The organism is Halobacteriovorax sp. RZ-2 (assembly GCF_043196685.1).
Lineage (GTDB): Bacteria > Bdellovibrionota > Bacteriovoracia > Bacteriovoracales > Bacteriovoracaceae > Halobacteriovorax_A.
In genome coordinates, this window is record NZ_JBEBMR010000001.1 from 745,133 (window position 1) to 758,024 (window position 12,892).

Consider the following 12,892-nt stretch of genomic DNA (forward strand, 5'->3'; position numbering starts at 1 on the left):
ATTCTAATAATTTTCAGGTGGTACTTTTTTAAACATAAAGGCCGGTATTACACTTGAAACAAGAGTGTAGATAACAAGACCTGAAATAATCTCTAAAGGAACTTCAAAGCGCTCCCTAGCAATCTGGGCCATAACTAAACCAAAGATTAGAGTTGGTAGTAAAGAAACTGTAATCTCTTTGCGGTCTGGCCAAAAATCCTGCATAAAGAATTTCATATTTGAGTATGTGTTAAAAATTCTTAAAGGAATGAAAATTCCTAAGAAAGCTAGTCCAATATAAAGTCCGTCTAGTGTAAATAGATCTTGCGTAAAGCCAATACCGGCCTTAAAGAAATAAAATGGAATGAAGAAAGAGAAGAACATTTGTAAATTCTTTAAAATTTCTTCTGACTTTTCTGACTTACCAAAGTGCTTAAATTCTGAAGCAATAAATCCAACAAGGAAAGCCCCAACAAGATAGTAAGTTCCGATTTTCTTTGTGATCACTCCGCAGATAAGGGCCGTAAGAATTAAGAAACCAACTTCTGAATCCTTGGCATATGGAGCGATATATTTGAAAAATAATTTATAAGATAGAGGTAAGAAAATACTGAGGGCAACTAAAATAAGGGTAGAACTACCAAGGTTTACTAAACTCTCCGACTGAAGAGTAATAAATAGCAGTAAGATGGCAGAGATCTCCTTAGAAATTGCTTTTGAACGAATCCAATACTCTTGCCCTTCACTAAATCCATAATTCTTTAGAGAGTTTAAAATAAAACCAGTTGAAGGAGTCATAATCCCTAGAGCAATTAAAGTTGCTGCACGAAAGCCAATTGAGAAGAATAAGTGAATGATGAATGCCACAACGAGTGTTATCGACATTGTCTGCGCCACTCCTCCTAAAAGCTCCTTCCAATTTTGCTTAAGTTCTTCGAACTCAACTTCAAAACCTGCGAATAAGAATAAAGAAGTGATCCCTAGACGAGAAAGCATAAGAAGAAGGTCATCACCTTGAAACCAGCCAAGACCAAGCCCTGCTCCAATTCCTAAAAAGATTGATGAAATACCAATCGGAATTTGAAAGCGAAGTAAAAGTTTTGGAAGAATGAGAAGAATTGTGAACAGTAGTAAGTACTGCACTTCCGTATTCTGCAAGTTAATCATTATTGTCTCTCCATGTATTCAACGTATGAACCCGGGAAGATGCGAACTTCCCCCTTATCCACTTCATAAACATTTTCTGCTAACTCGCTCAGAAAGTGTCTATCGTGGGATACAAACATCACTGTTCCCTCATAACGTTTTAGTGCATCCAGTAGAACCTCTCTTGATTTAATATCAAGGTGGTTTGTCGGCTCATCTAGAACTAAGAAATTATTATTTTGTGAAAGGAGTACGGCCATCACAAGGCGAGACTTCTCCCCTCCAGATAGGTACTTAACCTTCTTATCAACGTCTTGGCCTCTGAATAAGAAGGCCGCAAGTAGGTTTCTAATATAGCCATTACTTGCTGTAGGAAGATCCTTTCTCACTTCATCAAAAACACTTGCTTCAGGGTTTAAAACCTCAAGTGAATACTGAGAGAAGTAACCGATCTTAATACTTGGGCCAATAGCAACGCTACCAGCAGTTGGCTCCGTATGAGCAGTAATACATTTTAAAAGTGTCGACTTACCGGCACCGTTAACTCCAACAACTGCAATTTTATTTGTTCTTTTAACTGTTGTTGATAGGCCATGAAAGACTTCATGTGCACTACCGTCAGATAGTGGCCATGATTTTGAAAGGTCTTTGATAATAACAACATCATCCCCACCTCTTGGAGGCGTTGGGAATTGAAAATTAATTGTTTCTTCTTCGGCCGGAACTTCAATACGATCAATCTTTTCTAGCTTCTTAACACGAGATTGAACTTGGGCCGCGTGAGAAGCACGTGCCTTAAATTTTGCAATAAACTCTTCTTCTTTTGCTAGCATATCAGCTTGGCGAGAAGCTTGAGCAATTAATTGTTCACGACGTAGGTCCCTCTCCTTCTCATAGAAGTCATAGTTTCCTGTATAAGTCGTGATCCTTTTATGAGCGATTTCAACAATCTTATTACAAACATTATTCATGAAATCACGATCGTGGGTTGTCATAAAGATCCCACCTTTGAAATTCTTTAACCACTCCTCAAGCCATAGGATAGATTCCATATCAAGATAGTTGGTAGGCTCATCCATTAAGATTAGTTCTGGATTGATAACGAGAACACGGGCAAGAGCAATACGCATCTTCCATCCACCAGAGAAGTCTTCGATCATCTTATTGTGATCAACTGGCATAATCCCTAGACCTGTTAGCACTTCTTCTGCGCGTGTTTCTAGATCGTATCCACCACGCTTTTCAAACTCCGATTGAACATCACCCATTTTCATTAGGACATCATTCATTTCATCGTCGCTCATATTAGCGCAGTCTACTAGCTTTTCTTCATACTCTTTAAGCTTAACACCAAGTTCAGAAATCTTTACGTCACCAGACATAACAACTTCTTTGGCCGTCTGACCTGCCATTTCCCCTACTTTTTGAGAGAAGTAGGCCCAGCGAAGCTTATCAGGAAAAGAGACTTGTCCTTCATCAGGCTTCTCTTCACCAATAATCATACGAAATAGAGTTGTTTTTCCTGCACCGTTTGGACCAACAAGCCCAACTTTTTCACCAGGATTTATCTGAAAGGTTCCACCACTATATAGGGTTTCACTACTTTGAATTTTAGAAATATTGGAAACATTTAACATATGTGATAAATCCCACTCAACGTTTTGTATTTATTTAGCTATTTAATCTGAATATACGAATTAGTTCAGTCTAGCATGGCACTCCTAAATCTGTCTTTAATATTCGACACTTTTAACGCATTTAATCGTTTGGAAATTAGCTATTTGGCCTTATAATTTCGCTATGACTTTAGATAATATATTCGTCGACACACAGGGTGATATTAAGAAATCAGTACATGTAATACTTGTGCTGATTTTGTTTTATTTAACAAATCATATTTTCTCTTTCATCTTAAAGAAAACAAGCTCAATTAATATTGAAACCAAAAGACGATATGTTGTTAATACGAATATTTCTTTAACGATTATCTTCGTTTTTATAACGCTCTATATCTATTCAACTGAGCTAAAGAACCTCGCCTTCTCTCTTGCGGCCCTAATGGTAGCCATCGTCCTTATAACAAAGGAATTATCTCTAAATATCATGGGTGGTATTTATAAGACTTTCTCTGGTGGCTTTATTATCGGTGACACAATTGAAATCGAAGGAAAGCGTGGAAGTGTTATTGATCGCGACCTCTTTACAACAACGCTCTTAGAAGTTGGGCCAAATAAGACGTCTCACAATTATACGGGACGCTCAATAATTGTTCCCAATTCTATTTTTTTAACGAATCGAGTAACAAACGAGTCATTCCTAAAAAGTTTCGTTCTCCATACTTTTAAAGTGATCCTCTCTCCTGATTGTGACTGGGAAAAGGCGGAGAAAATTCTTCTTGAGAGATCCGAGTTCTACTGTTCCGAGTACTTTGAGCAGGCCCAAGTTGTGCTAAATAAGCTATTTACAAAGTCTCACTTAGAAACGCCAATCTTAAAGCCTCGTGTTCAAATCAACTTCACAACTAAGGATGAAATTGAGCTAAATGTGCGAATTACGGCACCGGCAAGGACGAAAGGATCTGTTGAGCAGAAAATCCTTAAAGATTTCTTACGTGAGTTTTATAAGTAAGAACCTGGTGCCAAACTGTCTCTAGACGGCCTATTTCAATATAAGATATTTATCTTCTACAATTTCAGTAGGGAGAAATTATGACGAAGAATATCTTAAGATTGTTACTATTTGTGACTATTTCAATTACATGTATCCAGGCCAGTGGAGCTCCAACAGAGTTGGCCCCATTTGATCAAGCGGGCTCATACTTTGATGAAGACCAAGGTCTTATTATCGGAAGTGATGGACTAAGATATTGGCACCAAACTAACAATACAATGAAGAATGAAAATGGTGTTATTTTCAAGTTCAGACTCTTCTCAATTAAGGCATCTGATGGAAAAAGATATAAGAAGGCCTCAAGATCTCATATCAAAGAGAACTGGGAACTCAAGCGCTATCCAGTAAAACTTAGTCAACGCATGCTTACAATCAGAGAAGATGCTGGAGTTGATTTTAAAGAGCTATCTAATGCTATTGAAAATGGTGATAGCATTTACCTTTCAAAGCAAGAAAGAGATTCTCTATCGGCTTACTTAAGGGTTAGACAACATGAGCAAGACAGCTGGGATGGAAGCTTTAGAACAAATCGTACAGGTCGAACAACTTGTACAACTGTTGGTATGAATACTGTTTGTACGACGACTTCATATTAAAAAAAAAGCCTTCGTAAGAAGGCCTTTTTTTATTTTTAATTTAGATCTTTATTTAACTTTTTGAATTCTTCACCAATTCGTATCTCAAGCTTCTTATCTGATTCGTTGAACTCTTTTACGATTGCATCAGTCGTTGTTAAACGAAATGCAAAAACTGGAAGCTTATTGGCCTTATTATTCTTATACTCTTTATCCATTGTCTTCATATGCTTTAGACGATCATCAAGGAAGAATACTGCTTTATACTTCTTTTCAAGTCCTGGGCGGTTAATTAAGTGAGTCAGCATTTGTCCTTTATTAAGGCCAGAAGTCATAAAAACGCCATCAGCATAGCGTACTTCTCTTCCGTAGAGCTTCGTAATAAATGGAAGCCTTGGAGCATTGGCCTTCTTTAGATCAATTCCACTCTTATTAAGTTCGCGGATTGTTGCAGGATAATTAACAGGTCCTCTTGAAGTAATTGAAGCGACGCCGTAGCCAGACTCTTGTAGTTTTTCAATTAGACTTGGAATTTCTTTTTCAACAAGAATCATGTCAGAAATAAAAGTTGCCTTATAAGAATAATCCAAAAGTCCACGAACAGACTTAGCAATACAATGAACAGGACAGCCCTTCTTTATTTGATCATTTTGCCAACCATACCATTGGTCACTTCCAAAACTCGTTTTAAATCTTAGAAGAGTGTTATCAATATCGTAAACAACAAGGACATCACTTGTTTTAAGTTTATTCTTCTTCGTATACTCTACAATCTTCTTGTAGAAATTCGTATGGGAAGAGATCTCTTGATATGAAAGTGCGCTGAATGTGATCAGAATTGAAATAATTAACTTCATCTTGTCTCCTTTTCTTGACCAGCAAGCATACCAGTATCGGAGGCAAAATAAAAGCCTTCCATTACGGAAGGCTTTACGTGACTTTATATACAGAAAGTATGTTTATATTAAGTGATTAAGACGCCATATCGTCGTAGTCCATCCACGCATCATTTGGATCGAGGATTTCCATATCTTTATGTGGCATTTTCTTCTTATTAAGCATCTTCTCTTTCTTCTTCTGTACCTGCTTTTCAATCTTAGCAACAACAAGATCAATGGTCTTATATAGGCTATCAGAGTGAGCTTTTGCATGATAGTCAAACTTAGGTCCAATTACTTCGACCTCAGCGTAATGCTCGCGACCATCCCTTACTTCGCAACTCCATTTCAGATGAAGATTTCCATCAAGGTACTTGGCAATTTTAGCTGATTTCTCTTGGATTCTCTCATCAAGTGCTGGCGTATGCTCAAGGTGTCTAAAACTTACTGTTACTTTCATAAAATACGTTCTCCTCTATGTGTATAGTATCTTGGGTAAACCTATCGGCAGTTTCTCCAAAATATCGAGCTATTTTACTTTTCTTTTTGATGACGACAAAATCCCAAGCATTTCTCTATACTTAGCGACCGTACGCCTCGCAACCTTCACATCTTCTTGGCTCAAAAGGTCGGCAATCTTCTGATCCGATAAAGGCTTCTTCTCATTTTCGTTATCGATAAGTTCCTTAATTTTTAGTTTAAGAACTTCACCTGCAACGTCGATTCCACCCTTGTCTCCACCAATTCCTGCATTGAAAAAATACTTTAATTCAAATAGGCCAATTGGTGTGTGCATATACTTATTTGAAGTAGCACGAGAAACTGTCGACTCGTGAACTCCCAGCTCATTAGCAACATCTTTAAGAACCATTGGTTTTAAAAGCTTCGGTCCCTTTTTAAAAAACTGCTGCTGCTTTTTCACAATTGACTTTGCCACAAGATCAATTGTTCGCTGTCTCTTATTTATAGACTTTATTAGCCATAAAGCCGACTTAAGTTTTTCTTCTACAAATTCTTTAGCTTCTTTATTTTTCAGGGATTCTGCTTGATTAAGCATATCCTGATACATTTTAGAAATTCTTAATCTTGGTACACCATCGTCGTTAACCTGAACAACGAACTCTCCACCAACTTCAACAACAAAAACATCAGGAGTTACATAGTGAGTATCTCCACCACCAACAAGGCGACCTGGCTTTGGGTGAAAATTATGAAGCAGTTTAGCTGTTTCAATAATCTGCTCTTCCGACACTCCAGTGTCTGCAGTAATTTTTTTATAATCTCTATTTTTTAGGTTCGTTAAATGGAAACGAATAATCTTTTCAAGTAGTGGTGAACGCTCTTCTGCAATTCTTGCTTGCGCAAGAAGACAGTCAACTAAGTCTTGGGCACCACAACCAACTGGATCGAGACGTTGAACAACTTCTAAAATATGAAGAGAGTGTTCACGATCAAGATTCCCTTTTTCAATAAGCTCATCAAATGCACATGAAAGGTAGCCATCATCATTGATATTTCCAATGATCTCAATAGCAAAATCAATCTCTTGATCATCAAGATTTTCCATACGAAGTTGCCACTCGAGGTGTTCTGCAAGAGATTCACTCTTAGAAACCATATTCTCGTAATTAGGCATATCATCAGGACTTAGAGAAGGTGCGGCCATATTTGGTTCATAAGTTGTCGAGTTATAGCTATCGACATACTTTTGCCAATCCATATCGTCGCCACTACTCATCATGGCCTCTTCTTTAAAGTCGTCGGCCTTGGCTTCTTTTGTTTGATTTTCTAATTTATCAAGTTTGTAATCACTTTCACCAGGTGAGAACTCTTCCAGCATTGGGTTTTCCACCATCTCCTTAGCGATAACATCTGTCATTTCTAAATGGCTTAATGTCAGTAATTTAATCGCCTGCTGAAGCTGTGGCGTCATCACGAGCTGTTGAGTTTGACTGAGATTCTGCGAAAGTTTTGTGGCCATATTGGTTCCTTATTTCTTAGTAACCAGACCAGCTTATTTGCTTAGGTCTAGCTACATTCTAAATTCTTCACCAAGATAGAACTTCCTTGCTCTTTCGTTGTTTACAATTTCATCCGGTGTCCCACTTACAAGTAATTCTCCACTACTCATAATAAACGCTCGATCAACTACTCCTAATGTTTCCCTTACGTTGTGGTCGGTGATCAAGACACCGATATTCCTTCTCTTTAGACTGTTAATAACACTTTGAATGTCATTAACTGCTAATGGGTCAACTCCAGCAAAAGGCTCATCGAGAAGAACAAACTTAGGCTCAAGTGCCAGAGTTCGTGCAATCTCAACTCTTCTTCTTTCACCACCGGAAAGAGCTGAACCAAGAGATTTTCTAATATGTCCAAGTCCAAAATCTGCTATCAAGTTATCAAGAAGTGTCTTCTTCTTGGCCCTTGGTAAGTCTCGGTTTTCTAGAACCGAAAAGATATTGGCCTCAACCGTTAAATCTCTAAAGATGCTGGCCTCTTGGGGAAGATAGCCGACACCCTTTAATGCCCTAATATGAATTGGTTGCTCAGTTAAGTCTTCACCAGATAAATCAATTTTTCCTTCATCTGCCTTAACCAGCCCTACCATCATATAAAACGATGTTGTCTTACCTGCACCGTTTGGGCCGAGTAGTCCTACAACTTCCCCTTGCTTAACATCGATGCTTACGCCTTTAACGACTTCTCTGCCGCCGTAGACTTTCTTTAAACCATGAGCTGATAATTGTGCGATTTCTTCAACCATGCTGCTATTACCTTATTTTAAAGTTCGTATTAGCATCATCAACTTCTATGGTCTCGATGTCACGCCTAAGAACAATTGTGTTTCCTTTTAAAACGTCTTTCTTTTGATAAACCCTTGGAAGGCCAAGCAGAACGATTTTATCCTCTGCCATATACCCTTCAAGCCTCTCACTGAAAGCCTTTCTTTTAAAAGGAATTTGTCCCTTAGGAGAAACAGTTTCCTCAATGACCACATCGTCATAAAGTGCATAATACTTGAGTTTTTTATTGTAGTTATCTAGATAGATTTCGCCATTTCGGGCACTTGCAAGTAGTTGAGATTTTTGAAATTTTACATTTCCACTCATGTTGGCATTGCGATTGCTTTTATCAACAACAATTGAGTCAGCAAAAAACTTAACTGAGTCCTCATAGGCCCTCACTCTCTGCACTCTTCCCTCAACATTTCCATCGTAGGTTCCAACCTCAGAAACAAGGTTGTAGCTTAGCTCATCTGCATTAACCGCAACCTCATAAGCAGAGTCAAAGTCTTTTGAAATTGACTGGGCCTTACCACGAAAATTTACGATTTGAGAATTGTCAGAGTAATTCATGCTTTCAGACTTGATGCTCATATTGCGATTTCTAAGAACCACCTTCCCTCTTAGCGAAAGGTATTTTTCTTTTGCATTTAAAACACCAGTGTAAGCATCGTAGTACATTGGATCAGCTTGGTGGTCATTAATAAGGACACCATTCGGCTCTGTAAGGATGAGCACGTCTGTTGTTAAGTTTTGTGAAACCTCTGCGGCCTCTAAATGGTAGCGCGCATCTTTGTCTGTCATCTTAAAATACTTCACATTCTTAAAATACGAGTAGATATCTTGGTTCAAAAGATCCGTCATCGACTGGTCGAATTCATTTTCTTCGTAACGACTAAAGAGACCAAAAAATGTAGATGAGACGATGCCAATGAGAAATAACCAAATTGACAGATGTTGTCCAACGCTTAGCAAAAAGAGCTTCCTTCAGTTTATGTAAATAATCAGCTATTTACGTCCTTCTATTTTACGACAAATAAGTGCGTCATGCCAATTGTAAGTATTGAAGTCTTTTCCATCGGTGGCGCATTTGGTAGAGTTAATCGCTCAAGAATACACAACACTTAAGGGAATCAACAATATGACTTTAGAGATTGAAAAAATCGTTGCCGAAGGCGTTAAGCTTACACCAATGATGACCCAATATCACGAGATAAAAGTTCAATATCGTCACCACATGCTGATGTTTCGCATGGGCGACTTTTACGAAGTTTTCTTTGAAGATGCCATTAATGCTTCAAAGATTTTAAATATTGCCCTCACTCACAGAGGAAAGCTTGGTGATCACAAAATCCCTATGGCCGGAATTCCACACCATGCTGCTGCAACTTATATCGATCGCTTCTCAAGTGAAGGCCTCAAAGTTGCTATCTGTGAACAAGTTGAAAATCCTAAAGAAGCAAAAGGAATCGTAAAGAGAGCGGTAACTCAAGTTGTCTCTCCAGGAATGCCATACGATCTTGATAAGACCGATTCAAAAGAAGACCAATTCATTATCGCGTGTAATGAAGTAAACGGCCGTTTTGAAATCGTTGCCATTGATTTCACAACAGGGTTTTTCAAAGGCTTCATTCTTGATAGCTTTGAAGACTTCATTGAAAAGATTCGTGTTCTTCACCCTAAGGAATTTATCACTTACTTAGGTCAGTGGGATAAGTACGAAAGTGTTGCAACTCTTAATGAGCACAATGGAACACTTGTTACTCATCTTTCTGAAGAGTATTTTGATGAGAAGTATTCAAGTGTTTATCTTGAAAAGCTAATTCCAACTTATAAGCGTGATCAACTCTTAAAAGAGAATGAAACAGTTCTTAGTCCAATTGGCGCGCTTTCATATTATATTTGTTCAACTCAAAACCATGAAGAGTTCACTCACCTTCATGCTTTCAGTCTCTCTGACCGCACGGGTGCGATGAAAGTCACAATCCCAACTCTTACAGGACTTGAAATTCTTCCAAAGTCACGTGAGACATATAAAGATTCACTTCTTGGCTTCATGGACAAGACAAAGACTTCAATGGGTTCTCGAAAACTTAAAACAGTTTTTACGAGTCCACTAACAGATAAGAAAGAGATCACAAATCGTCTTGATACAATTGAATTCTTTTTAAAGAATGATGATCTTTTACAAGACACTCGTGAAGCACTTAATAATGTTCGTGACCTTGAAAGAATTCTAGCAAAGGCCGCAACAAATCGTGCTAATGCAGGAGACCTTCTTAATATTGCAAGTGCCGTTGATGTTTTTGAAGAGTTAGTAAACTCTCTTCATAAGCTTCCAACAAATGTATTCACAGACCTAGAAGAAAACGCAAAGAAAGAGCTCTTCTCTCTACGTGATGAAATTAAGAAAACAATTAATGACGAAATCGGTGCCAACCTTGATAAAGGAAACTTAATCAAAGAAGGTGCAAATGAAACTCGTGACCATCTTGCTAAGATGTCACAAAATACAGCACAGGCCCTAGTTGAACTTGAAAATCGCTACCGCGAAGAAACAGGGATTCAAAAGCTTCGTATTAAATCAAATAACGTAGCTGGCTACTTTATTGAAGTTTCAAAAACTCATACTGATAAGGTTCCTGAAAACTTTATCCGCAGGCAAACTCTTGTAAACTCTGAAAGATACGCGACAGAAGAGTTAACTCAATTTGAAAAAGAAGTTGTTGTTGCTCGTGAAAAGCTTGAAAAACTGGAAAGAGAAATCTTTAAAAGTCTTATCAAGCAAATCACAAATCTTAGCCTGGCCATTCAAACACTGGCCAATATCTTATCGGCAACAGATACTCTACAGTCTCTAGCTTGGATTGCTCGTAACGAAGAGTTCTCAAGACCTACAATTTCAGATAAGTCTCGTGACATGGATATTCGAGGTGCATGGCACCCGCTAATTAAAGCGGCCATTAAGGATCAATTTATTCCACACGACTTAAAACTTAATGATGAAACATACTTTGGTCTTATCACAGGTCCCAACATGGCCGGTAAGACAACTGTTATGCGCGAGATTGCCATTATTCAACTTTTAACTCAGATTGGTTCATACGTTCCTGCTGATAATGCTAAAGTTAGCATTTGCGACTTCCTCTTTAGTCGTCTTGGTGCAAGTGATGATATCTTAAAAGGTCAATCGACTTTCATGGTTGAGATGGCCGAGACAGCAGAGATCTTAAGACACGCGACTGATAAGTCTCTTATCATTCTTGATGAGGTTGGACGTGGGACATCAACTTATGATGGCCTTTCAATCGCATGGGCACTCGTTGAGCACTTCATTGAAAATACAAAAGCACTTTGTCTCTTTGCAACTCACTACCATGAGTTAATTGATTTAGCGGATCGCTACCCTCAAGCAAAGAACCTGACGGTAGAAACACAGAACCATAGAGGTAATGTTAAATTCCTATACCGTCTTGTTGAGCAAGCGGCATCACAATCATTTGGTATCTACGTTGCCAAATTAGCAGGGCTTCCTCCAACAGTTCTTAAGCGTTCACAATCAATTCTTAAGAGCATGGAAAAGGAATCAAGTGTGTCTCAAGCGTTACTTGATAGTGACCATAGTGAACAATTAGATTTCTTCAGTGTACAAACACCAGCAGAAATACCTGAGTACTTAAAACAAGTTGAAGATCACTTATCAAAAGTTGATATCAACAACTTAACTCCGATTCAGGCGCTAAATAAGCTCAATGAATTAGTTGACCAAATTACTTTAAACTAGAAATAATTTCCAAGGGCGCTTTCTTAAGCGCCTTTTTTTTACTCTCCTGCGTTCATACCGATAAATACTGTATGAGCACGAATAATAAGCTATCTGAAATTTACGATTACTATAAAAAGAGCAAAGCAGCTAAGAAGGTTCGACAAGACCGTCTTAGAAAGAGATTCTATGCTTTCATCCTAGATATCTACATCGTCGTTTTCGCAAATAAGGCCCTAACTTTTATTTGGCTATCATTTGTAAATAATTTCATTTCAAATATTTCAACTTCACCAAAAGTTTCATCGATGGCCTTCCAAAGCCAAACGACGCAGCTATCACTTGCAATCATGTTCTTTAGCTACTTCTTCTTTTCTTACTATCTAGGAAATGGACAGACCCTAGGGAAAGCATTTTTCAAGTTAAAGGTTGTGAAGTCACACGATGTAACAGAGCCTCTAAGTGCTCTTGATTGCTTTGGCCGCTCTATTGGTTATGTTTTCGCTAACCTACTTTTCTTTCTACCACTTGTGATTAATTTCTTAAGACACGATCAGAAGGGTGTTCAAGACTTCATTTCACAAACTCATGTGATCAGCACAGAAGAGTTCGCTTATGCACTTGCTGAAATCCAAGCTGAAAGTGAGCCTGTCGAAGAAGTCGAGCAAATCAGCCTATTCGGTTAGGGGGAGCCCCTAAAGACCTAAAGATCAAGGTTGGCGAAGATTTCGCTAGCACGGCCCACAACTCGTGACTTTAGCTTTTCGTCACAGCTCACTGACTTACTTGGGCGACTCCCCTCATTCTCTTTTTGATATGGCTTCATGACCGTTTTATTTGCGACCTTAGACTTGTTATAACCTTCACTACTTCCATTAAAGAGATCTCGCTGAGAACTATCATTTGAGTCCCACGGTCTTTTCACACAGGCCTTATGCTCACCTTTTTGGGTACGACGAGAACGCTCCTCTTTATGATCGAGAATTATCTCAAGTAAAGATTCATCAGAGTTTTCAATACGATTTTTAATCTTATTCTTTGTCGTTTTAATAAAAGTTTTTTCTAAACTAAGGGCCATAATATTCTATTTTATCT

At 38.3% G+C, this 12,892-nt stretch carries 12 protein-coding genes; 4 read left to right on the forward strand and 8 right to left on the reverse strand.

The window, feature by feature from the left end; genetic code table 11:
- Positions 1-3: 3 nt before the first annotated feature.
- Positions 4-1,146, reverse strand: a complete 1,143-nt coding sequence (locus ABMA78_RS03545; protein WP_392857120.1) for a cation:proton antiporter — start codon at positions 1,144-1,146, stop codon at positions 4-6.
- Entirely contained in the window at positions 1,146-2,762 is a 1,617-nt protein-coding gene (locus ABMA78_RS03550; RefSeq protein WP_392857121.1) for an ABC-F family ATP-binding cassette domain-containing protein, read from the reverse strand. The genes ABMA78_RS03545 and ABMA78_RS03550 overlap by 1 nt, the downstream gene beginning before the upstream one ends.
- A gap of 163 nt (positions 2,763-2,925) precedes the next feature.
- On the opposite strand from ABMA78_RS03550, the gene ABMA78_RS03555 reads away from it, so the two are divergent.
- Both ABMA78_RS03555 and ABMA78_RS03560 read left to right on the forward strand, forming a co-directional pair.
- Positions 2,926-3,753 carry a mechanosensitive ion channel domain-containing protein gene (locus ABMA78_RS03555; protein ID WP_392857122.1) on the forward strand — a complete coding sequence of 276 codons (828 nt, stop codon included), beginning with the start codon at positions 2,926-2,928 and terminating at the stop codon, positions 3,751-3,753.
- Between the two features lie 80 nt (positions 3,754-3,833).
- Entirely contained in the window at positions 3,834-4,391 is a 558-nt protein-coding gene (locus ABMA78_RS03560) for a hypothetical protein (protein ID WP_392857124.1), read from the forward strand.
- Positions 4,392-4,426: 35 nt separating this feature from the next.
- Here ABMA78_RS03560 and ABMA78_RS03565 read toward each other — a convergent pair whose 3' ends face one another.
- The 5 genes from ABMA78_RS03565 to ABMA78_RS03585 all read right to left on the reverse strand — a co-directional run bounded on the left by ABMA78_RS03565 (position 4,427) and on the right by ABMA78_RS03585 (position 9,009).
- Complete coding sequence (locus ABMA78_RS03565; RefSeq protein ID WP_392857126.1) at positions 4,427-5,227, reverse strand: DUF2608 domain-containing protein; 801 nt, start codon at positions 5,225-5,227, stop codon at positions 4,427-4,429.
- A gap of 115 nt (positions 5,228-5,342) precedes the next feature.
- Complete coding sequence (gene hpf, locus ABMA78_RS03570; RefSeq protein ID WP_021266419.1) at positions 5,343-5,708, reverse strand: ribosome hibernation-promoting factor, HPF/YfiA family; 366 nt, start codon at positions 5,706-5,708, stop codon at positions 5,343-5,345.
- 69 nt (positions 5,709-5,777) lie between these two features.
- Entirely contained in the window at positions 5,778-7,229 is a 1,452-nt protein-coding gene (gene rpoN / locus ABMA78_RS03575) for an RNA polymerase factor sigma-54 (RefSeq protein ID WP_392857127.1), read from the reverse strand.
- 51 nt (positions 7,230-7,280) lie between these two features.
- Positions 7,281-8,015, reverse strand: coding sequence for an LPS export ABC transporter ATP-binding protein (gene lptB, locus ABMA78_RS03580; RefSeq protein ID WP_392857130.1), 735 nt, complete (start codon positions 8,013-8,015; stop codon positions 7,281-7,283).
- 7 nt (positions 8,016-8,022) lie between these two features.
- Positions 8,023-9,009 (reverse strand): LptA/OstA family protein, encoded by a 987-nt coding sequence (locus ABMA78_RS03585; protein WP_392857132.1) that lies wholly within the window; start codon positions 9,007-9,009, stop codon positions 8,023-8,025.
- Between the two features lie 115 nt (positions 9,010-9,124).
- On the opposite strand from ABMA78_RS03585, the gene mutS reads away from it, so the two are divergent.
- Together mutS and ABMA78_RS03595 are read left to right on the forward strand one after the other, a co-directional pair.
- The gene (gene mutS, locus ABMA78_RS03590; protein WP_392857134.1) at positions 9,125-11,818 is read left to right on the forward strand and encodes a DNA mismatch repair protein MutS; all 2,694 of its coding nucleotides are present in this window, start codon (positions 9,125-9,127) and stop codon (positions 11,816-11,818) included.
- 71 nt (positions 11,819-11,889) lie between these two features.
- A complete protein-coding gene (locus ABMA78_RS03595) occupies positions 11,890-12,483 on the forward strand; it encodes an RDD family protein (RefSeq protein ID WP_392857135.1) in 594 nt (197 codons plus the stop codon).
- A 17-nt stretch (positions 12,484-12,500) separates the two neighbouring features.
- On the opposite strand, the gene ABMA78_RS03600 is transcribed toward ABMA78_RS03595, so the two are convergent.
- Positions 12,501-12,875: a hypothetical protein gene (locus ABMA78_RS03600; protein ID WP_392857136.1), complete on the reverse strand. Its 375-nt coding sequence runs from the start codon at positions 12,873-12,875 to the stop codon at positions 12,501-12,503.
- Positions 12,876-12,892: the final 17 nt, after the last annotated feature.

What these genes read in the sequence shown, in the direction of transcription:
- ABMA78_RS03545 (WP_392857120.1), bottom strand. Translation starts at nt 1,146, where the DNA reads ATGATTAACTTGCAGAATACGGAAGTGCAGTACTTACTACTGTTCACA.
- ABMA78_RS03560 (WP_392857124.1), top strand. Translation starts at nt 3,834, where the DNA reads ATGACGAAGAATATCTTAAGATTGTTACTATTTGTGACTATTTCAATT.
- ABMA78_RS03550 (WP_392857121.1), bottom strand. Translation starts at nt 2,762, where the DNA reads ATGTTAAATGTTTCCAATATTTCTAAAATTCAAAGTAGTGAAACCCTA.
- rpoN (WP_392857127.1), bottom strand. Translation starts at nt 7,229, where the DNA reads ATGGCCACAAAACTTTCGCAGAATCTCAGTCAAACTCAACAGCTCGTG.
- ABMA78_RS03600 (WP_392857136.1), bottom strand. Translation starts at nt 12,875, where the DNA reads ATGGCCCTTAGTTTAGAAAAAACTTTTATTAAAACGACAAAGAATAAG.
- ABMA78_RS03595 (WP_392857135.1), top strand. Translation starts at nt 11,890, where the DNA reads ATGAGCACGAATAATAAGCTATCTGAAATTTACGATTACTATAAAAAG.
- ABMA78_RS03555 (WP_392857122.1), top strand. Translation starts at nt 2,926, where the DNA reads ATGACTTTAGATAATATATTCGTCGACACACAGGGTGATATTAAGAAA.
- lptB (WP_392857130.1), bottom strand. Translation starts at nt 8,015, where the DNA reads ATGGTTGAAGAAATCGCACAATTATCAGCTCATGGTTTAAAGAAAGTC.
- ABMA78_RS03565 (WP_392857126.1), bottom strand. Translation starts at nt 5,227, where the DNA reads ATGAAGTTAATTATTTCAATTCTGATCACATTCAGCGCACTTTCATAT.
- hpf (WP_021266419.1), bottom strand. Translation starts at nt 5,708, where the DNA reads ATGAAAGTAACAGTAAGTTTTAGACACCTTGAGCATACGCCAGCACTT.